Source organism: Okeania sp. (assembly GCF_035285525.1).
GTDB lineage: Bacteria > Cyanobacteriota > Cyanobacteriia > Cyanobacteriales > Microcoleaceae > Trichodesmium.
In genome coordinates this window covers 1-20,911 of sequence record NZ_JAYKGW010000117.1, presented here as the reverse complement: position 1 = coordinate 20,911, position 20,911 = coordinate 1, and the positions used below count along the sequence as shown (strand labels likewise).

Annotated in this window: 14 protein-coding genes and 1 pseudogene; 11 read left to right on the top strand and 4 right to left on the bottom strand. The window is 35.9% G+C overall.

Going from position 1 to position 20,911, the window contains the following annotated elements:
• Positions 1 to 77 precede the first annotated feature (77 nt).
• Both VKJ25_RS10995 and rimK read left to right on the top strand, forming a co-directional pair.
• Positions 78 to 536 carry an ATP-dependent zinc protease family protein gene (locus tag VKJ25_RS10995; protein ID WP_324236676.1) on the top strand — a complete coding sequence of 153 codons (459 nt, stop codon included), beginning with the start codon at positions 78 to 80 and terminating at the stop codon, positions 534 to 536.
• A 20-nt stretch (positions 537 to 556) separates the two neighbouring features.
• Positions 557 to 1,462, top strand: a complete 906-nt coding sequence (gene rimK, locus VKJ25_RS10990; RefSeq protein WP_324236700.1) for a 30S ribosomal protein S6--L-glutamate ligase — start codon at positions 557 to 559, stop codon at positions 1,460 to 1,462.
• Positions 1,463 to 2,028: 566 nt separating this feature from the next.
• Here rimK and VKJ25_RS10985 read toward each other — a convergent pair.
• Positions 2,029 to 3,513 carry a M16 family metallopeptidase gene (locus tag VKJ25_RS10985; RefSeq protein ID WP_324236675.1) on the bottom strand — a complete coding sequence of 495 codons (1,485 nt, stop codon included), beginning with the start codon at positions 3,511 to 3,513 and terminating at the stop codon, positions 2,029 to 2,031.
• 687 nt (positions 3,514 to 4,200) lie between these two features.
• Between VKJ25_RS10985 and VKJ25_RS10980 the strand changes: the two genes are divergently transcribed.
• The 5 genes and pseudogenes from VKJ25_RS10980 to VKJ25_RS10960 all read left to right on the top strand — a co-directional run.
• The gene (locus VKJ25_RS10980; RefSeq protein WP_324236674.1) at positions 4,201 to 5,109 is read left to right on the top strand and encodes a GUN4 domain-containing protein; all 909 of its coding nucleotides are present in this window, start codon (positions 4,201 to 4,203) and stop codon (positions 5,107 to 5,109) included.
• Between the two features lie 458 nt (positions 5,110 to 5,567).
• A complete protein-coding gene (gene opcA, locus VKJ25_RS10975) occupies positions 5,568 to 6,905 on the top strand; it encodes a glucose-6-phosphate dehydrogenase assembly protein OpcA (RefSeq protein WP_324236673.1) in 1,338 nt (445 codons plus the stop codon).
• Positions 6,906 to 7,742: 837 nt separating this feature from the next.
• Positions 7,743 to 8,876: an agmatine deiminase family protein gene (locus VKJ25_RS10970; protein ID WP_324236672.1), complete on the top strand. Its 1,134-nt coding sequence runs from the start codon at positions 7,743 to 7,745 to the stop codon at positions 8,874 to 8,876.
• Positions 8,877 to 10,207: 1,331 nt separating this feature from the next.
• Positions 10,208 to 12,451 (top strand): transglycosylase domain-containing protein, encoded by a 2,244-nt coding sequence (locus tag VKJ25_RS10965; protein WP_483143741.1) that lies wholly within the window; start codon positions 10,208 to 10,210, stop codon positions 12,449 to 12,451.
• A 267-nt stretch (positions 12,452 to 12,718) separates the two neighbouring features.
• Positions 12,719 to 12,923, top strand: a pseudogene (locus VKJ25_RS10960) (Rpn family recombination-promoting nuclease/putative transposase); the annotation flags it as partial.
• Between the two features lie 348 nt (positions 12,924 to 13,271).
• On the opposite strand, the gene VKJ25_RS10955 reads toward VKJ25_RS10960, so the two are convergent.
• Together VKJ25_RS10955 and fabG are read right to left on the bottom strand one after the other, a co-directional pair.
• Positions 13,272 to 14,423, bottom strand: a complete 1,152-nt coding sequence (locus tag VKJ25_RS10955) for a succinylglutamate desuccinylase/aspartoacylase family protein (protein WP_324236671.1) — start codon at positions 14,421 to 14,423, stop codon at positions 13,272 to 13,274.
• A gap of 628 nt (positions 14,424 to 15,051) precedes the next feature.
• Positions 15,052 to 15,819 (bottom strand): 3-oxoacyl-[acyl-carrier-protein] reductase, encoded by a 768-nt coding sequence (gene fabG / locus VKJ25_RS10950; protein WP_324236670.1) that lies wholly within the window; start codon positions 15,817 to 15,819, stop codon positions 15,052 to 15,054.
• Positions 15,820 to 16,055: 236 nt separating this feature from the next.
• On the opposite strand from fabG, the gene trxA reads away from it, so the two are divergent.
• Positions 16,056 to 16,373 (top strand): thioredoxin, encoded by a 318-nt coding sequence (gene trxA / locus VKJ25_RS10945; RefSeq protein WP_324236669.1) that lies wholly within the window; start codon positions 16,056 to 16,058, stop codon positions 16,371 to 16,373.
• 807 nt (positions 16,374 to 17,180) lie between these two features.
• Positions 17,181 to 18,587: a proton extrusion protein PcxA gene (locus tag VKJ25_RS10940; RefSeq protein ID WP_324236668.1), complete on the top strand. Its 1,407-nt coding sequence runs from the start codon at positions 17,181 to 17,183 to the stop codon at positions 18,585 to 18,587.
• A 621-nt stretch (positions 18,588 to 19,208) separates the two neighbouring features.
• Here the strand turns inward: VKJ25_RS10940 and hpsU are convergent.
• Entirely contained in the window at positions 19,209 to 19,799 is a 591-nt protein-coding gene (hpsU, locus tag VKJ25_RS10935; RefSeq protein WP_324236667.1) for a hormogonium polysaccharide biosynthesis acetyltransferase HpsU, read from the bottom strand.
• A gap of 523 nt (positions 19,800 to 20,322) precedes the next feature.
• Here hpsU and VKJ25_RS10930 point away from each other — a divergent pair.
• Together VKJ25_RS10930 and VKJ25_RS10925 are read left to right on the top strand one after the other, a co-directional pair.
• Entirely contained in the window at positions 20,323 to 20,502 is a 180-nt protein-coding gene (locus tag VKJ25_RS10930; RefSeq protein WP_324236666.1) for a hypothetical protein, read from the top strand.
• Positions 20,503 to 20,514: 12 nt separating this feature from the next.
• Positions 20,515 to 20,911, top strand: a 397-nt coding sequence (locus tag VKJ25_RS10925; RefSeq protein ID WP_324236665.1) for a hypothetical protein, incomplete at its 3' end; no start/stop codon positions are given.

The window sequence follows — 20,911 nt, the reverse complement described above, 5'->3', positions numbered from 1 at the left end:
CGCAACCCTAACGGTAACAACCCAACCTACATCTATTGCTTCCTATATTCCCCACTCCCTATTCCCTAAAACTCAAAATGAAACATCAAGAATTACCAATTATTGGCTGGCGAGAATGGGTAATATTACCCGAAATTGGCATTACTAAAATTAAAGCAAAAATTGATACTGGTGCCCGTTCTTCTGCTTTACACGCTTTTGATATTAAAACTTTTGAAATTGATGGCAAACGGATGGTAAAATTTAAAGTTCATCCCCAGCAAAAAGATACCAATCTAATAGTAACTGCTGAAGCTGAATTAATAGATGAAAGAAAAGTTCGTAGTTCTAGCGGGGTAGCAGAAATACGTCCGGTTATTTCAACTGAAATAAATTTAATGAACCAAAAATGGCAAATTGAGTTAACATTAACTAACCGGGAATTAATGGGATTTAGAATGTTATTAGGACGACAAGCTGTCCGAAAGAAATTCTTAATTAATCCTAGTAAATCTTATTTAGATCAAAACTTAAAAATTAGTCAAGAAGAAAATTAAAAATGGTAGAAATTAACCAAATGAAAATTGCTATTCTATCTACGGAACCAACTCTTTATTCTACTAGAAAATTAGTAGAAGCTGGAGAAAAAAGGGGTCATGAAGTAGAAGTTATTGATTACCTCCGATGTTATATGAATATTACTTCTATGAAGCCTCAAGTTATCTATATGGGTGAACCATTAGAAGGATTTGATGCTATTATTCCTCGCATTGGAGCTTCTAAAACATTTTATGGTACAGCGGTAGTCAGACAGTTTGAAATGATGGGAGTTTTTACGGCAAATCCTTCTCAAGGCATTTCTCGGTCTCGCGATAAATTACGTTGTTTACAATTATTAGCTAGAGAAGGAATCGGATTACCTGTTACTGGTTTTGCTAATTCAACTAAAGATATTGATGGTTTAATTAATACTGTTGGTGGCGCTCCTTTAGTAATTAAATTATTAGAAGGAACTCAAGGAATAGGAGTAGTTTTAGCTGAAACTTATCAAGCAGCTAAGTCAGTTATTGAAGCTTTTCGTGGTTTAGATGCTAATATTTTAGTACAGGAATTTATTGCCGAAGCCGATGGTGCAGATTTACGATGTTTTGTAGTCGGAGATAAAGTAATAGCTGCGATGAAAAGACAGGGAGCGGAAGGAGAATTTCGGTCAAATTTGCATCGCGGTGGTAAAGCAGAAAAAATTAAATTAACCCCAGAAGAGCGCTCAACTGCTATGCGTTCAGCTAAAGCAATGGGGTTAAGAGTTGCAGGGGTAGATCTATTACGTTCTGATCGTGGTCCGTTAGTTATGGAAATTAATTCTTCCCCTGGTTTAGAAGGAATAGAAAATACTACAGGAGTAGATGTTTCTGGTAAAATAATAGAGTTTTTAGAGAAGAATGCAGAAAAAGGTCAAGTGCGCGATCGCATTAAAGGCTAAATCAGTTATCAGTTTCTCCTGAAATAAAGAGGCTTGAAATACTGAAGTAGGACTTACCCATAAACGCTATTGGTAGCGGACTGACACATCTAATGAGTGTAATGAGGTAGGGGCGGGTTTCTCAGGAGATTTTCATGCTTACTCTAAGATTTACATAAACCCGCCCCTGGGATGGTGGCTTATATGTTATGAGGCGGGTTTCTCAGGAAATTTTCATGCTTACTCTAAGATTTATATAGACCCGCCCCGTTAGACGGTGGCTTATATGTTATGGGGCGGGTTTATCTGGGTTAATGTGAAAACTCATTGTATGGACGTTGCATACAACGTCCATACGGTGAAACCAGCAGCCCCTACGGCTCCTGATTTTCCCTGATTTTTTGGTCAAATAAAGGGGTGATAATAAATCCAGTTGTCACAAGTTACTTTTCCAAATCTTTCTAACTCTTCTGTTTTGTGCGTTTCTCAAATGAATCAGGACTTACGCAGAAACTGGGTTTATCAAAAAAATCTCGTGGCTTGAACTGAACCCAGAAACCCGGTTTCTTTGCGTAATTCCTATGAATTTAACTTGGTTCGGGAATTGTAATATCTATAGAAGTAATTTTACTTCCATTCCCCAGACTACTCAGAGGCGGTTCAATTGCTTCTTGATTACCCACAACTAAAGTTACTATTTTTTCTGGTTGCAAATATTTTTCAGCAACTCTCTGTACATCTGCTACTCTTACTTTTTCCAATTTTTGGCGATAACGGAAAATGAAATCTTTAGGATAACCATAATATTCATATCGCATCAAACGAGATAAAGTTTGAGCAGGCTCTTGAAAATTGAAAATGAATGAATTGATGGTAGAATCTTTGGCATTCTTCAGTTCTTCTTCTGTAATAGGTTCAGTGCGAATACGCTCAATTTCTTCCTGAATAGACTTAATAAATGGCACAGTTGCATCCGAACGAGTTTGACCACCAGCAACGAATACTCCTGGATAATCATAGTTTGGACTCCAATAAGCAGAAACAGAATAAGCTAAACCTTGGCGCGACCTAATATTATTAAACAAACGTCCTCCTAAACCATTTAGAACATTATTCATTACACTCAAAGCTACGTAATCAGGATTATCTAATTCTCCACCTAAATGACCTACTTGTACATAACTTTGAGTTAGCTGAGGTTGTTCCACAAAAAATACATTACCAACTTCCGCTTGAGTAACATCCGGTAAAGAATATTCAACTTTCTCACTGGTTGGTTCCCAGTCCCCTAATTTTTCTTGAATCAGCGATCGCATCTTTTTGGTCTTAAAATCTCCCACTATTCCCAAAATCATATTCTCAGGATGAAAATATTTGGCATGGAAATCAATTAAATCTTCCTGGGAAATATTATTGAGAGTCTCATATTCAACAGTTCGAGCATAAGGACTTGTTTTACCATAAATCAATTTTTGGAACTCACGACTAACAATAGAATCTGGGTCGTCATTCCGACGAGCAATACTACCTCGCCATTGTTGTTTGGCAAGTTCTAGTTTTTCTTCAACAAATACCGGTTCACGAATGACTTCGGCAAATAAATTAAATACTTCTGTGAGGTCTTCAGTAAGGCAATTAAATCCGGCACTCCCAACAGTATTACCAATAGATGTTTCTACTGCTGCTGCTTTTTGTTCGAGGAATTGGTTTATTTCTTCGGGGGGGTGTTGACTTGTTCCTCCTGTACGCATAACAGTTCCAGTTAAACTTGCTAACCCTACTTGATTTTCAGGTTCAAATCTTCCACCTGTCTGAAATAAGGCACGTCCACCAATGAGGGGTAGTTCATGGTCTTCCATCAGATAGACAATGATGCCATTCTTAAGTTCAAAGCGAGTGTAGTCAGGTAGTTCTAATTTTGGTAATTTGGGAAATTTGAGTTCAGTGTAATGTTTTGGTGATGGTAGAGCTATAGCAGGTACTCTTCCTAAAATAGATAACAGCATTACTACTGCTAAAAATGCTATTAGAAAAAGTTTTGAGCTAGTAATTTTCTTTTGCTGAGAGAGCATAGTTTGTTGTTAGATTCGACGTAAAAGTTGATTATTGTAGTAAAAGTAAGCGTAGGTTGGGTTGTTCCCGTTAGGGTTGCGTAGCATGGAACGAAACCCAAAAACCATCACGACTTACGCAGAGACCACATATATAGGGTTGAAAATTATAGCGCTATAGTTTTTGAACTCTATACATATTACCTTTGCGTAAGTCCTGAACTATAAAGCTTTGTTGGGTTTCACTATCGTACTGCTACGCAGAAGCAAGCTACTACCCAACCTACATTTTTAGGTGCGCCATTCTATTAGTGTACTGATATATTCAAAATGGTGCAATAATAAACTCACGAGTTTAACCATCATTCCAATTAGGGGCAAATGGCCATTTCCCCTTAATCTGGTCTACCGAAATGAAAAGTGCTGTAATATGTTTTTACAGCAATTTCGGAGTTAATGAGGTACAAAATTATTTGTTACAGCAAAGGAAGGATGTGTTACTTTTTTTTGTAACACAACCTTCCAGGTTGTTCCTAGAAGGAAGGCTGTGTTACTTGTTTTGTAACACAACCTTCCAGGTTGTTCCTAGAAGGAAGGATGTGTTACTTGTTTTGTAACACATCCTTCCAGGCTGTTCCTAGAAGGCTATATTACAAATAACTGTACCTTAGCATCCTCATGCATTGCTGTAATCTAAGAAAAAAAATTATGTTGTGTCCTATTTGCGGTGCAGAATATATGGAAATAGTGCCAGAGTCTTGCTCTATTTGTGACTGGAATTTAAAATCGGAAGCAGCTTTTTTAGCTACAGCGGAAATTTACCAACAAAAAGAACAAGCAAAATTGAACTGGGCAAGAAAAATGTGGCAGATGTTACAAGCTAAGGAAAATCCAAACCATCATAACAATTCTGGTTTATCGACTGCATCGGTAAATGGAGTCAATGACAATCAAAATTACAAAGACCTCAAAAAACAACTAGAGCAAATACAAGCTCAGTTACATCAGGCAACCATAGAACGGTTTCAACTTCATTGTCAATTAGAATGGGTACTTTATCATCTGGAACAACTTAACCCGGAGAGTTTAGCAGAAACCCTATATAATATTAATGAAAAATTGGATGCGATGCCAACTCCAGAACCACCAATGTCTGAAGTAGGAATAGATTATTATCCATTGATTAATCTTTTAGCTGCTGGAAAATGGCGAAAAGCAGACGAACTTACTTGGGAGTTGTTGCTACAAGTTGCTCTCAGAGCAGAAGAAGGTTGGTTACATTTGGCAGAAATTGAGAATTTTCCCTGCACAGATATTTGTACCATTGATTCGCTCTGGGAATATTACAGTCATGGGTTGTTTGGTTTAAATGTGCAACAACGTATATGGGAAAGTGTGAGTGGGGAATATGGAAAATTTTGCGATCGCATAGGATGGCGAGATGGAGAAAGTTGGAAATATTATGATGAACTCTCTTTTAGTTTAGAAGCTCCAGAAGGTCACTTACCGATAATTGTCTGGCGACAACGTGCTTGTTATGGAGTAGGTCAAATGATGGCAGCGGAAACTTTTTTAGCTTTGCGATCGAGACTAGCAACCTGTAGTGGGGAACAATAATTAGGGTTTGCGCTTCTTCAGTCTTATGGGTAGGGGTAGGAATCAGGATAGAGGATACAGGATACAGGAGGAGTAGGGAATTTACAGAAGACAGGAGGAAGAATTATCCCTGAATTTTTCTATCTCGCGTCAACCAAAATCCTAACTTTTTTCACCTTTTTGACCTAAAAGCTGGTACTTTTTCCCGCTCTAAACTTGTTAAAACCTTTATCTATCAATGGTTTAATCCTTTTTCTCAGCAAGCCCTAATTAATAATTATTTATATCATGTCCGTTGGTATCGAAGCGTGTAAAAACTTAGGGAAATATCTACCTTCTGCAAGGGTAACATAAAAAAAATTTAAGATTTAAGGAAAAAAAGTAAAAAAGTAAAGATGAATACACCAGCTTTTTCCGATTAAATTAAATTATCCATAGTACCATAAACCAAAACTAAAACTTAAGGACAAACCGTAAAAATGAATACACCAATTGTTGCCTTACAACAACCAAAAGATATCTCCCTCGGAGAAATAGAAGAAGAACTAAGTAAAATCTGGCTTAGTCAAAATCAAGCCAAAGCAACTCCTATCGCCACTAGAGCTGCCACTTTCAGTATAGTAGTTTACGAACCAGAAGAATTTCAACAATTATTGGGATCCCTCGGATTCTATGATGGTCCAATTGATGGTATTCATGGACCAAAAACCAGGAGTGCAGTCAAAGAGGCACAAAATGTTTATAAATTGACAATTACAGGTAGAGTAGACCCCCAAACCTTGGCTAAATTGCGCGAAGAATTTGCGAAACAACCAGATGACCGTCAAAGAGTTACAAATACTAATCTCCGGGGGTCTAGTATGGCAGATGCGATCGCTGCTCAAAACCCCAGTCGGGTTATGACTCTGTGTCCAATTATTGGGGAAGAAGATACAGGTGTTACAGCTCAAGTATCTGCCTATTGTCCAATTCAAAAGCAAAGTAGCTCGAATTTAGTTTGTTGTGAATATGTCACTCTTCGAGGTACAAAATTAGCGATGCAAAGGGTGGATGAAACCGTAAAATCGTTAATGATTCCCGATCTACCAAAATTTGTCTGGTGGAAAGCAACCCCGAATACAGAACAAGAATTATTTCGTACTTTGTGTGAGACCAGCAATTGTATAATTATGGATTCTTGTTACTTTTCCGATCCCGAATCAGAATTTTTAAAGATGCAGGAATTGATTGAAAACGAAACTTATATTGCTGACCTCAACTGGCACCGTCTTTCAGCTTGGCAAGAATTAATTGCTGCAACTTTTGACCCTCCCAAACGCCGAGCAGCTTTATGGGAAGTTGATATTATTACGATTGACTATGAAAAAGGAAATGCTGCTCAAGCACTAATGTTTTTGGGTTGGTTTGCGAGTCGCTTGAGTTGGCAACCAATTTCTTATACTGAGGTGGGTGGGGATTATGATATTGTTCATATCAAGTTTACTGGACGTAACAATCAAGAAATTTTGGCTGAGTTAGCAGCTATTCCTACTGCTGATTTTGGTGAAATACCTGGAGATTTAGTTGGTATACGTTTGGGTTCGAGTAATCCCAATGCTGATGTTGACTGTTGCACAATTTTGTGTTCGGAAACTACTGGTTGTATACGGTTAGAGTCTGGTGGTAAGGCGCAGTCTTGTTTGACTGAGCAAGTAACAGCATTAAGCGATCAAAAAGCAGAAGCTTTGATGGCACAACAGTTACAACGTTGGGGTCAAGATGTTTTGTATGAGGAGAGTCTGGCGTTGACAGCACAAATGTTGCGGTTAAGAAGTTAAACAGGATTTATGCCAAGCAGCGAATAAACCGGGTTGATGGGAGACAGATATCGGTATAGTGAGCATTACGGTTCCCGATAAATCATATAAACCCGGTTTCTCCAAGAAACCGGGTTGATGGGAGACAGATATGGGTATAGTAGGCATTACGGTTCCCGATAAATCATATAAACCTGGTTTCTCTGCTTTTTTATACCGATACTACCGGATTTGATATTACGCCTAGAGACCAAGAAACCGGGTTTATTGCTCCGATATTGTTGTTAAAACCACCAGGACTTACGCAAATGTACTATGTATAGAGTTCAAAAACTATTGCACAATAGTTTTTGACGCTACATATAGCGTCTGGTGCGTAAGTCCTAACCACGATTTTTTCTTGATCAACCCTGGTCTCTGCGTAATTCCTGATTATTTAGACAGAAACCAGATTTATTTAGGACTTACGCAAAGAAACCCGGTTTCTACCCTCGTACCTGGTTTCTGGGTTCAGTTCAAACCACAAGATTTTGTTGATCAACCCAGTTTCTCCGTCAGTCCTGACAATAACAGGACTTACGCATGCGCAACGTACTTTTGTCATTGCAGTCCGTAAGGATAGCAATCTCAAATGCCCAAAACTCGTTACCAATGCGTAAGTCCTGATTGTTTAGTTTTATTTCCAACCTGCTCTATGAATAGAATGGTGGGTTAGGAGCGAGCAACTACCGAAGACCTCTCCCCCAACCCCTCTCCTGCAAGGAGAGGGGAGTATTGTATTACTCTTCCCTTGCAGGGAAGGGGGTTGGGGAGTTAGGTTTTTAATCCACATTTTCAAACTTGACACGCCACTACTTTATGAATAGACGTCTCTTTTTACAATTAATGACAACAACATCTGGTTTGCTTGTCTCTGGAAAAAGTTGTACTACCTTTGCCACAACTAATCCTAAATTTTCAAATAAAATCTCATCTTCTATGTTATCAAGTTCTTCATTTTTTATGCCTGATGAAGGTGAACCCCATTTATGTACTTGGATGGCGTTTAGTGCTAGTGCAGATATTTGGGGTCGCAAATACAGTTCTGCTGTACAAGATAATCTCGCTAGAATTGCTAAAACTATTGTCAAATATGAACCTGTGAAAATGTTAGTCCGGAAGAGAGACTACCAGGTAGCTCTAGCTAAATGTGGTACTGATGTCGAATTAATTGTTTGCCCAATAGACGATCTCTGGATGAGGGATACGGCTTGCGTTTTTGTGGTTAATGATGCTGGTGAAAAAGCTGCTATTGATGGCAATTTTAATGGTTGGGGAAATAAACAGTATCACGCTCGCGATGCTAAAGTAGCTCGGTTTATGGCACGACAGTCTGGAGTACCATTGTTTAATACAGACCTTGTATTTGAAGGTGGTGGTATTGAAGTTGATGGTCATGGTACAGCGATCGCTACTGAAAGTTGTATTATTAATAAGAATCGTAATCCTGGTTGGACTAAAGCTGACTGTGAAGCAGAATTGAAAGCTTTATTGGGGTTGCGGAAAATTATTTGGCTACCAGGTATCAAAGGTTATGATATTACGGATGGACATACTGATTTTTATGCCCGTTTTGTTCGTCCTGGTGTGGTTGTTGCTGGATACGATCCCGATCCTGAATCTTTTGACCATAATGTTACTAAGAGACATTTAGAAATTCTGCGCTCGTCAACAGATGCGGATGGCAGAAATTTAGAAGTTGTGGTGCTTGAAAGTCCGAGAAAGATACGACCAGGATATGAAAGTGATGACTTTGCAGCGGGGTATATTAATTTTTACGTTATTAATGGTGCAGTTATTGCTCCCGAATTTGGCGATCGCCTGGCAGATAAACGTGCAAAGCAAACTTTAGGGCGACTTTTTCCTGGTCGAGATATTGTACAAATTAATATTGATGAAATTGCTGCCGGAGGCGGTGGAATACATTGTACGACTCAGCAGGAACCTAAATAGACATCTCTAGAGAAGAGTGAGCAGGGAGCAGGGAGAAAGAATTGATTATTTTTGTGGGATAATTGATTTGATTTTTTTATGATTGGAGATGTCTAATAAGGTAGAAGGTACAAGGCAGAAGTAAGAAGGTATAACAGGACTTAAACTGTTAAAAAAATTGGTCGTAGGATATAGTTTAAACTATTCTCTGTTTCCTGTTTCCTTGCTTCACTAACAGACTTCTATAAGCAAATTCTCATTAGGGCTTGCTAATTAAATATAAAAGAATTGACAAATAAAGATTAAAGGCATTTTTTGGGCAACAAAAAATGGCAATAAATTAGTAAATTAATCTTTAAAAATCTAGATTTTTCCTCACCAAGCTGGAAAAATTTTAGAAAAATTAACACCTGTAACTATTGCTTAAGCTCACCAACATAATTCCATAAGTAAACCCTAATTAATCCCAGTAATTTTCTGGTTGATAAAGATACAAATAAATGAAAATAAGCGAAATTTACGGTTCACATTTTTTACACTTATGTTGATGTTTATCAATTACAATTTTCTCAACTTTTTTGACGATAAAAAAAGTCAATATAGCAATGCTATTTTATTCATGTTAAAAATCTTGCTACTTTGTGGAGAATGGGGTTGAGAAGCAATAGATTAGTAGTTCAGCAATTAATAATTATTCGGTAAGATTTTTGGAGTTTATTTCTAGTTTTTGAATTTTTACTGCAAAATAGAGGTATAAAGCCTCTTCATTCATGGACAAACGCCATATCTAATCAACCTAGAAAAGAAAAAAATTCCTTTTAGCCAATCCTTTTTTTTATAAGAAGAGGTAATTATTAATTATTAATTATTAATTATTAAAGACCTATTTAGGATTACTATAGTAATTTCTAATATCTGAATAAAGGGTTTAACCCTTTATTGGTTAAAGGTCTAAGGGAACAGATGGTAAGAAGAGCAACAATATTTTTTTGATAACCAGTGAGAATATTCTATGAAATATCCCTACTGTGATATACATGAATGATGTAGAAGATGTGAATGGTAAAATTATTGTAGCCCAGTAATTTTGCCCACTAGGTCTCTAATTCAGGGAAAGTCAGAAGTGCTGTATTTTTTGCTTATTTCCTATCCTTTGACCCATTTTCCCTACTCTCTAATCCTTAAAACCATCAAATCCAAACTTACATAAAATCTTTAATTGTAGCATAAATATCTGAAATAATTACCAAAAATACACTATATATACTTCTATTGTGTAAGTTTTTAATATTATCTACTTGATTAAGTAGGAAACTTTTGTAATAGTATAAAAACAAATATAAGAGGAAAAAGTGGCAGATAAAGAACCAGACAATTTTAAAGAAATATTTTCAGAAACAGAGACAGATATTATCAGAAAATCTAACTCTATAGATTCTCAACCTATAAGCCAGCAAAATAATTCCCACTCTGTCTCAAAAATGTTAAGTAAAAAATTTAAAGCTCCCTTAAATTCACCAAAGTTTAAAAATAAAATTAAACATATTATAAAAGCTAATTTAGTCAACTTAAAAAAACTGGCAAATCAATCTGGTTTATCCAGGAAATTTGGTTATTTAAAAGACAAGTATTGGCATCATAAACCTAGTTTTTTGGTTGATTGGCGTAAGTCCGATTTCAAAGAAATTTTATTGATGAAAAAACTATGGTTAGGATTAGGTTTTTCGGGAATTACTATTATTGTTATTTACGGTGGTTGGCAATGGCGGAAATTAGAGCAAAGTTTACCAGAAATTGCTGATATTTCTTCCTATACTAGAGACGGTACTTTAACAATAAAAGCTGCCGATGGTAAAATTATTCAACAAACCGGACCTGCCACTAGAGAAAAAATCAAATTAAAAAATATTCCTCCTACTTTAATTAAAGCTTTTATTGCGATTGAAGACAGACGTTTTTATGAACATACAGGAGTTGATTATCAGGGAATTATTAGAGCATTAATCAATAATTTAATTGCTAGAGATGTAGTTCAAGGGGGTAGCACTATTACCCAACAGTTAGCTCGCATGGTTTTCCTGGATATGGAAAAAACTATTTGGCGTAAACTCCGGGAAGCAATGCTAGCTTGGAAAATGGAAAAGGAGTTATCTAAACAAGAAATTCTGGAACTGTACCTAAATATAGTTTATCTCGGTTCTGGTGCTTATGGTGTAACTGATGCTGCATGGGTTTACTTTAGCAAACCAATCTCCGAGCTTACTTTAACAGAAATGGCAACTTTGGCAGGTTTGCCTCCTGCACCTAGTCAATATTCCCCCTTAGTTAACCAAGAAGCAGCTAAACGTCGGCGAAACATAGTGTTAGCAGAAATGGGAAAAGCCGGTTTGATTTCAGATAAAGTTATCAGAATGTCCATTACTCAACCAATGACATTACAACCTAGTTCCCCCAAGCGTTTGATAGTTGAAGCTCCCTATTTTGCTAACTATATTCAGAAAGAATTGCCTAAATATGTTTCCCCAGAAATTTTGGCAGCAGGGGGTTTGACTATCGAAACGACTTTAGATAGACGTTGGCAAGAAATAGGGGAAAAAGTAATTCAAGAAGCTGTTGATATTGATGGCAGTCGCCAAGGTTTCGATCAAGCAGCATTAGTTGCTATGGTTCCTAATACTGGAGAGGTGAAGGCATTAGTAGGAGGTCGAGATTTTGTTAAAAGTGAATTTAACCGAGCCATTCAAGCGCAACGTCAACCAGGTTCAACTTTTAAAAGTTTTGTTTATGCTGCTGCAGTTGCTGCTGGTTTTGCTCCCACTGATGGTTATCGAGATATGCCATTAACAGTAGATGGTTATCAACCCAAAAACTATGGGAAAAAGTATGGTGGTTGGCGATCGATGATTGATTCTTTGGCATATTCTGTGAATGTGGTAGCAGTGCAAGTATTGATGGATGTGGGGTTTGAACCTGTGATTAAGTTAGCTCACGATATGGGGATTCAATCTGAGATTAAAGCTACTTATTCGATGGCGTTGGGTAGTTGGGAGGTAAATTTATTGGAGTTGACAAATGCTTACGCGACTTTGGCAGCACAAGGTAAATATATTCCAGCTCATGGAATTAAAAGAATAATTAATCAAAATGGTGAAGTTATCTATGAGAGCAATTTTAAATCGGAGCAGGTTTTAGACAAGGATAGTACAGCAATTGTTACTTGGATGTTGGAAAATGTGGTAAAATATGGTAGCGGTTCGAGTGCTTATTTGTACGATCGCCCTGTGGCCGGAAAAACAGGTACAAGTGAGGAGGCGCGAGATTTGTGGTTTATTGGTTATATTCCCCAGGTGGCAACTGGAGTCTGGTTAGGAAATGATAACAATGATCCTACTTGGGGTGCGAGTAGTACAGCAGCTTATAATTGGCAACTGTTTATGGATGAAGTCGTCAAGGATATTGCGGTTGAAGATTTTCCCGAAAAACCTGATTTTTACGATCGCAAACCTACTATTGAAGCTAAACCAGTGCAACCAAAATGGATTAAATATGGGAATATTGGACCTGATGGTAGAGATGCGAATGAGAAAAATGATTAGGGTAGAGATTAGAACAGGACTTACGGAAATGCAACGTATTTTCCTCTGATACAACCGCAGGGAAACAATCTCAAACCCCTGTTTTTCTTACCTCATGGCTTTAGTCCTATAGAGGATATTTTTGATTTTACTAATTTCGACAATTTATCAAATTGGTTAGCAAATAGATAAGTGCTTAAAGTTCTTTTTATTGTAGGGATGTTCCATGGAACGTCCCTACACTGTTATAATTTCAAAATTAATCATTAATTAGAATATGAAATTACTCTGAGATTTATTAGTCCGAAAACCGATTATGCTTTTAAAAAAAATATTTGGTTCAGACCAAAGTCAAGACATATTAATTAGTTTTCTAAATGCCATTGTTTATGAGGGGAAAAACAAAATTAAGTCTTTAACAATTCTCAACCCTTATAATCCCCGTCAGGTAGAAACTTTAAAAGATAGTTATTTGGATGTCAGAGGTATAGTTCATAATAGTAAAATTAAGGAACTAAGTAAATTATGGGAAAATTAATTTTTTTCAGTTATTGCTTGTACAAGCTTTTTGGTGGTTGCAGGGGAAACAATAGTAGTGGACTGACAAAGCTAAAACTGTTCATTACATCATTGGGGGGGGCGGGTTTATCCAACAGAAGGGTGAAAATCGTTCATTTAACTGAAAAACCCGCCCCTACCGACCGCACAATTTCAGGTATGCACTCTCTGTATCTGAATATACCCAACCGCGATCGCTATTTTTACATAACAGAGAGTACCCTTTTTGTCAACTTATTTAATTGATGACACGCTCTTAGAGATTAACACAGATAGTTATTGTTCAATCAAAGGATTTTTCCCATATAATATCTAATACAAAATCTCCTTGATTAACAGAATGGTTTGTGGAATTATCTAAAATTAAACCATCTGTTTCTGCAAAGACATCTATAACTTTTGGTAAATCCTGATTTTTGTTAAAATTCAATATTTGATAAATCCGCTGATTTTGTTTAACAACTGTACCAGGTTTGAGTCGATTTTGAATCATGCCACCTACAGGAGCATAATAACTTTTCATCTCTTTTTTAGGAGTAAAAATTATTTGATGATCTGCTAATTCAGTCAAGGGAAATTCCGATATTTTTAACATCCCTTTATTAGCCAAATAATTTTTCACTCCCCGAACACCTTTTGCCACTGATTCGGGATTCATATTCATTCCCGAACCTAGTTCTAAAGTCCATGATTCTATCTCAAATTGAATTGGTTTGCCTAACTTTTGCAAATGTCTTTCTAAAGCTAACCAAGGTTTGAAAAATGCCTCATCAAAACTATATCCATCATATTCACCCTCATTCATTAACATTCCATAATCTAAAAGAAAGAATTTAGCACTTTCTTGGCGACCATGAAAGCAATAAAGATAATCTAAACTTTGATTAGTGGAACTATGTAAATCTATCACATAGTCTGCATCTAAACATAATGATTGAAGTTGATATCTATATTGTTTATAAAAAGGTGTACCACGACCAGAATTAATTGTTTCTAATTGCTGATTAAAACAGCGTAAAATTTCCTGACGATAGTTATTTTTGATTTCTGTTTCACTTAAATCAATTTGACTTTTAGCAAAAGCTTCGATATCTACATTTTCCTTTTCATAATCCCAAAATATCCGGTTCCAATCTTTACCATCGTAACTGTTATATCTACCTGATGAAAATTGATGCGATCGCGCATTAACTGCTTCCGGATTACACACAGGTACTAACAGTATTTCTCCTATTAATTGACTATTATCCAAGGTCATTAAAAATTCTATTAACTGATGAATAACAGCATTACCACTAACTTCAGCTCCATGTAAATTTGCCTGGATATAAGCTTTTTTTCCTGTTTGATTTCCAGTGAATTTATAAATTTGTAAAGACATAAAATCACCAGAAGCAAGTTGTCTTAAAGGTATAGAATAAATCTTTGGTTTCATTAATTTTTTTGTTTAGTTAGGGAGTAGGGAGTAGGGTGCGTTTCCCTACGCGACATCAAAATCTTATCTCGTAACGCACAAAAAATTAACATTTATATTAATACGATTTAGATAAGACCAAAACTCATCAAGTATGGAAATTAGAATAGCTTTTCTAATCACAGAAGTGCAAAAAAAACCTTTAACTGAACCATATTATATTTGCAGATGGTGCGTTAATGAAATGTAACGCACCCTACTGGAATTTTTGATTTGTCACAACCTATTTAGGATTGCTATAGGTGACAGAATATTAGGAAATACAGAGGAAATCATTACTGCCTACACTCTGTTTTTTCAGCAAAACTCTAATTAGGGCTTGCTGAATTATTTATCAAAGTGTTTATGGGCATTGCTTTCAGTATTTATAGATACTAAGAAACTACCAGCTTTTAGGTGATTCCAGCTTAAAAATCTACGATTTTGACCAAAACTAGGGGTAAAAAATTAAGGGAAGATTCTTCTGGCTATTTCTTCTCTGGTTTCCATTCCTCCTGGATTGCAGGATTGCTGGATTCTGGCTCCTCCTTTCTACGAAAAGACTTTTTCAGCAAACCCTAATTATTAATTATTAATTATTAATTATTAATTAAGCCATCACCATTCCGCCATCCACATTAAACACCTGACCCGTAATATAATTTGCCGCAGCATCAGCAGCTAAAAACTTGATCATACCTGCGACCTCTTCTGGTTTACCATAACGACCCAAAGGAATAAACTTAATAATTTCCTCAGAATTTTTTAACTCTTTCGTCATATCAGTCGCGATAAATCCAGGAGCAACCACATTTGCTGTAATGGCGCGATTAGCCAACTCTTTCGCTACAGTTTTCGTAAATCCAATTACCCCTGCTTTTGCTGCACTATAATTAGCTTGACCAGGATTACCCATTTGTCCAGCTACCGAAGCCACATTAATAATACGCCCACTTTTCTGTTTGAGCATAATTTTACTCACCGCACGGGTGCAAAAGAACACCCCAGTCAAATTTAAGTCTATTACTGATTGCCAGTCTTCCGGTTTCATTCGCAGCAATAATGTATCGCGGGTAATACCAGCATTATTAACTAAAATATCAATGCGACTCCACTTTTCCATTACTTTCTTAATAAGATTATCTACTTCCTCAGCTTGAGAAACATCTGCTTGTAGCGCTATCCCACTGCCACCCGCAGCAACTATTTCGGAAACTACTTCCTCAGCAGCATCACTCGATCTAGCATAGTTAACAACTACACTTGCTCCTTCCATTGCCAATGCTAAAGCTGTGGCTCGGCCAATTCCTCTGGATGAACCTGTAATTATTGCTACTTGGCCTTTCAAACGTTGTAGTGTTTCTGGTAATACTTCCATAATCAAATCCTTTTTTGTTAAATTAAACTAATTTATCTTAGGGGATTATGGTTTCTTAAGTTAAGCTAATAATTCAAAATTCATGCATTCAAAATTCAAAAGTAATTTCTGACTAAGTTTAGAGTTTAAGCATTTATAAATTTCCGCCCCATATTTGTGTAGTGCTTATATAATTTGAGGATATTCGTGACAGTAATGGCAACTGCAATAAGACTTATAAATTTAGATAAATTTTTATGGCAATTAAGAAGAAATTCAATAGTTTTGATGAACTACTCGCTGGTTCAGACGTACCTGTTTTAGTCGATTTTTATGCTACTTGGTGTGGCCCTTGTCAAATGATGGCCCCTATTTTGGAACAGGTGAATCAAGAAATGAAAGATAAAATGCGAATAGTTAAAATTGATACAGATAAATATCCTCAGTTAGCTTCCCAGTATCATATTGAAGCTTTGCCAACTTTAGTCTTGTTTAAAAATGGTCAGCCAGTAGATAGGATAGAAGGGTTAATGCAACCACCACAGTTAATGCAACGCTTGGGCAGTTTAGTTTAGTTAATTAAATTTTATGGAGTGACGAAAAAAGCGCTCTGCACTATTTTAGGTGAAACGGCCCAGTAATGGATTGTTTCATCTTAAATGGTGCATTACTTTTTGGCTCTGTCTAGACAAGGAAGACAAGGAAGACAAGGAGGCCAGAGAGAAAATCTAATACACTATTTTAGTTAAAACGGCCCAGTAGTAGACTGACACACCTTAAATGGTGCAATAGATGTAGGTTGAGTTGAGGAAGTGCGAAACCCAACAAGAATCTTTCTCCCTCACTCCCCCACTCCCCCACTCCCCCACTCCCCTACTCCCCTACTTCTCCAAAGAAACTGGGTTTCTGGATAAGCACTGAGAATAAAAAATCTGCTCAGGATTTAGCTAAGTTAATCAAAGTATAAAAATATTGTAAGCATTCAGCAGTCAGCCATTAGCAATCAGTTATTATTTTTGATGTGCAATAAAAGCTTTATTTAAACTATTTCCTTAAGGAATATTATTAAGACGGAATAAATCTTACTAAATAAAGTCTAAAAGTTAGTTCTATATTCAGTATTATTGTTGTTTGCCCAGTATTCCGCAAGATCAACTGACTGCTAATATTTGTTGGCGCAGCATTCCGCAAGAAATGCTTACAAAATATTATTTTTAATTAGAAATTTCTTTTAACTAAAAGTATAAAAATTCTCACAATACATTTGTAATATTTGACTGTAGGGGTTTGCAGACTAAACCCCTACAATTTTCCTTAACAAATCTAATGAGAATTAGTATAAATCGTGGCAATTTAATTTAATTTATTTAGCAATAAGAAAAATGGCTACTCATCCCTGGAAGCAATTTAAACTATCTGTACTCAATGCTAACCAGTGGTTCCGAGAAACTCCTCAAAGATCTTTAGATATAGCTTATAATGCAGCTCTCAAAATAAAGGCTATTGAAGAGAAACATTTTGCAGGCCAAAAAATTGCTCTTAAATCAATTAATTATAGTAGTAGTGTTGAATGTTATTTGAATTCGCAACTGAAGCGATATTTAACCATTATTCAGACTAGATTAGCTGAATTTAATACAAGTATTTCTGTGGTAGGTATTCTTGACCAAAAAGATGTTGAGTCAAAGAATAATTCTAATCAAGATTATCAGTCAGAGTTTCTGGATAAACCATCACTTGTTTTGGAAAAATTAGAGTTTATTGATAAAGTAATTACTCCCTATCGTCAATCTTCAAAACCTCAAATTCAAAAATTAAATACTGTTGTTGAAATTCCGGCTACTTCATCCTCTGTAGCAATTTTATCTAATCAACAAAATATCAATAATCATCGTCAAAATCAAAATAATTCAGAAGAACTCAAAAAAGATAATCCGGAAGTAAGTTTTTTACCGCGATCACTCTTAAATACTGTTAAAAAAATTCAAAATGAGTTAGACCCGGAAGCAGAAGAAGAAGTAATTAAAAAGTTCAGAAAATCAAAAACAAAGACTATTACTGCGATTAGATTTTTATTGATATTGATATTAGTTCCTTTACTGATGCACCAGTTATCAAAAATAACTTTTGTGGGTTACTTAGTCGATCATTTAATTCCATTACCTCATAAACAAGAAGACGTTTTTCTTAATCCTAATATGGAAGAGGAAGCTTTGATGGAATTGCATCACTATGAGGAAAAACTTCATTTCCAAGTCTATTTAGGAAAAGCTCCAGAATTATTTCCAGAATTATCTAAATCTGGAAAAGAAATTGCGGAAATACCTGAGTTAGAAAGAGAAGAATTAATTGCACATAAGGTAGAAGAAAAAGCTAGACAAATAGCTTGGGAATCAGAAATTAGAGGTAATAATGCTATTAAAAATATTTTTTGTGACCTAATATATCTGGCTACTTTTTTTGTAATTCTTTCTACTAATAAAAGAGACCTTGAAATTTTAAAATCTTTTATGGATGATATTATATATGGTCTGAGTGATAGTGCGAAAGCATTTATCATTATTTTGTTAACAGATATGTTTGTGGGATTCCACTCTCCTCACGGTTGGGAAGTAATTTTGGAGAATATTACTAGACATTTTGGATTACCAGAAAGTAGAGATTTTAACTTCTTATTCATTGCAACTTTCCCGGTAATTTTAGATGCTGTTTTTAAGTATTGGATATTTCGTTACTTAAACCGCAGTTCACCATCTGCAGTAGCAACTTATAAAAATATGAATGAGTAAGATAATTAGGGTTTGCTGAAAAAGTCTTTTATTCAAGGGAAAAAGCTAGAATCCAGAAGCTAGAATCCAGAATCTAGAAGCTAGAACTCGTATGGGAATAGGAATTATACCATTTCTCAAAAACTTTTGTACATTTGATTGAGCAGGGTAGTCGGGGTGAAGTAAACATCAGAAAAATTAACATTAACTTAGCTGAAATTCGCAAAAAATGATTTGGTTTGTGCTAATTATTTGATGACTGAAGTATTCCTCAAGTATAGCAATAATGCATGGGAATTGGTATTGTAGAGGAGGTAGTCCTATAGAATTTTGCCTTGATTTTCTTTGCTGATATCGCCCAAAATACGAACTTTTTGACTATGATAAAGATGAAAAACAGCTACTTTTTTTAGACATAAAAAGACTGAAACCTTTATAGATTAATCTTTTCAGATTTCCATACGCAAGCCCTAATTAATAATGGATAATTAATAATTAATTAGGGTTGGCTGAAAAAGTGCAAGTTTTTAGGCAACTCCGGTTCAAAAAGTAAACATTTTGGGATAACATGAGGCAGCAAAATCACTCTTACTGTTTTTTTTAACCACCTCCTGTGTAATTCCTATTTTTCCTAGCTACTAACTACTCCCTACTCCCTATATCCTTAATTTTCCTTGGATAAAGAGGTTTACAGGGCGATCCTAAACAAACTTGACCTGGTGGCATATCTTTAAATACACTACTCCTAGCACCAATAACTGCATTAGCACCAATATTAACACCAGGAGCGACAAAACAATCTGCTGCCACCCAAGCACCATCACCAATAGTAATACCTGCTGTTTGTAAACCAAATGTCGGGTCTCCTATATTGTGACTACCAGTACAAAGGTAACTTTTTTGAGAGACAACGCAATGTTTACCTATTTCGATGCGATCGAGACTGTATAAAACTACATCGTCTCCAATCCAACTATAATCGCCGATCGCTATTTTCCAAGGATAGGTAAATCTGGCAGTGGGGCGAATTAAAACTCCTTGACCAATTTTAGCACCAAAGAGATTTAATATTAGTCGTCTCACACTATATAAAGGTTGAGGAGTTAAGGGAAAAGTGATTGCTTGCACCAACCACCACAGTAGTACAAACAAACCTGGTTTACCACGGTCATACCAAGATTGGTTGTATTTTCTAAGATCGACCCAAGATTCTGTTTGTTGGTTATTTGTCATCGGGAGTTAATTTTTTTGGTTTGATTATGACTAGATAATTTTATCTTAATTTATAGGACTTATGCAAACCAACCAATAAACCCGGTTTATTCTCGCGGTCTTGTTGTTCAAACCAGGAAATGTAGAAGTTTCCGATTTTCAGCCTGTGGTTGCGGTAAGTGGTTTTCTGTGTTTGCGCAGCATTGCGTCAGCAAAACAGGAAGCTAGCTCCAAAACTCGTGTAATTCTGTATGGGTAAGTTTGGGAAATTTTAGTGGTGATGGGGTGACGAAAAAAGCTAATTAATATTAATAGTGTTTTAGCACCAAAAACTATGGAACTTTTTCAGAAAAAAGCTGATTAATATTAATAGTGTTTTAGCACCAAAAACTATGGAACTTTTTCGGATTTTAGCGTCAAAAACTATCTATGCACAAAAACTTTTTTTAAATCTTTATAATTATTGTATAGCAATGAATATCAGTGATTTTATAGACAAAAAATTGGCAAATTTTCACAAAAAAACGGTTTTACTTCTGATATTGTGGAAATAGAATTTACTTTAGATACCATTGCTCCAGAAATATTTATCGAATTAGCTAACGATACAGGAGATTCTCTAGACGATAAAATTACTTCCGATACGACAATTATTGGTACAGTTTCAGACCCTAGTAAAATTGTTAGTTTGACTGGAAATTTAAACAATAATTCCCCTGAATAATTTATTGATTTAATGGCTGAATTAGAAATAGATGGAACTTTAGAATTAACTCCGGAATTATTAGAAAATATTTTAGGGGATGTATTTGTAGATGGAACTTATACTTTGTATCTCCAAGCAACAGACGAACATAATTTTGCTTCAGATATTATTGAGTTGGAATTTACTTTTTCCGAAATAGATTTGCCAGGACCAGAAATATTATCCTTAGCAGGAATTTATGGATTGGATACTTATCCTGATGCCATTACACTTCCGACTGCTGCTTCGCGACAGTTATCGGTGACAGTGGATGGATTGGTAGACTCTCCAGAGTTAACAACTGATATTGGAGATATTAGTTATACTATTGCGGATGAAAGTCTATTAGAAATTAGTGATGAAGGTTTGGTAACTGCTACCGGAGTCG

Bases quoted from the DNA above. Each gene is read 5' to 3' on its own strand.
- fabG (WP_324236670.1), bottom strand. From the start codon at position 15,819: ATGGAAGTATTACCAGAAACACTACAACGTTTGAAAGGCCAAGTAGCA.
- opcA (WP_324236673.1), top strand. From the start codon at position 5,568: ATGAATACACCAATTGTTGCCTTACAACAACCAAAAGATATCTCCCTC.
- VKJ25_RS10980 (WP_324236674.1), top strand. From the start codon at position 4,201: ATGTTGTGTCCTATTTGCGGTGCAGAATATATGGAAATAGTGCCAGAG.
- VKJ25_RS10995 (WP_324236676.1), top strand. From the start codon at position 78: ATGAAACATCAAGAATTACCAATTATTGGCTGGCGAGAATGGGTAATA.
- trxA (WP_324236669.1), top strand. From the start codon at position 16,056: ATGGCAATTAAGAAGAAATTCAATAGTTTTGATGAACTACTCGCTGGT.
- rimK (WP_324236700.1), top strand. From the start codon at position 557: ATGAAAATTGCTATTCTATCTACGGAACCAACTCTTTATTCTACTAGA.
- VKJ25_RS10955 (WP_324236671.1), bottom strand. From the start codon at position 14,423: ATGAAACCAAAGATTTATTCTATACCTTTAAGACAACTTGCTTCTGGT.
- VKJ25_RS10985 (WP_324236675.1), bottom strand. From the start codon at position 3,513: ATGCTCTCTCAGCAAAAGAAAATTACTAGCTCAAAACTTTTTCTAATA.
- VKJ25_RS10970 (WP_324236672.1), top strand. From the start codon at position 7,743: ATGAATAGACGTCTCTTTTTACAATTAATGACAACAACATCTGGTTTG.
- hpsU (WP_324236667.1), bottom strand. From the start codon at position 19,799: ATGACAAATAACCAACAAACAGAATCTTGGGTCGATCTTAGAAAATAC.
- VKJ25_RS10940 (WP_324236668.1), top strand. From the start codon at position 17,181: ATGGCTACTCATCCCTGGAAGCAATTTAAACTATCTGTACTCAATGCT.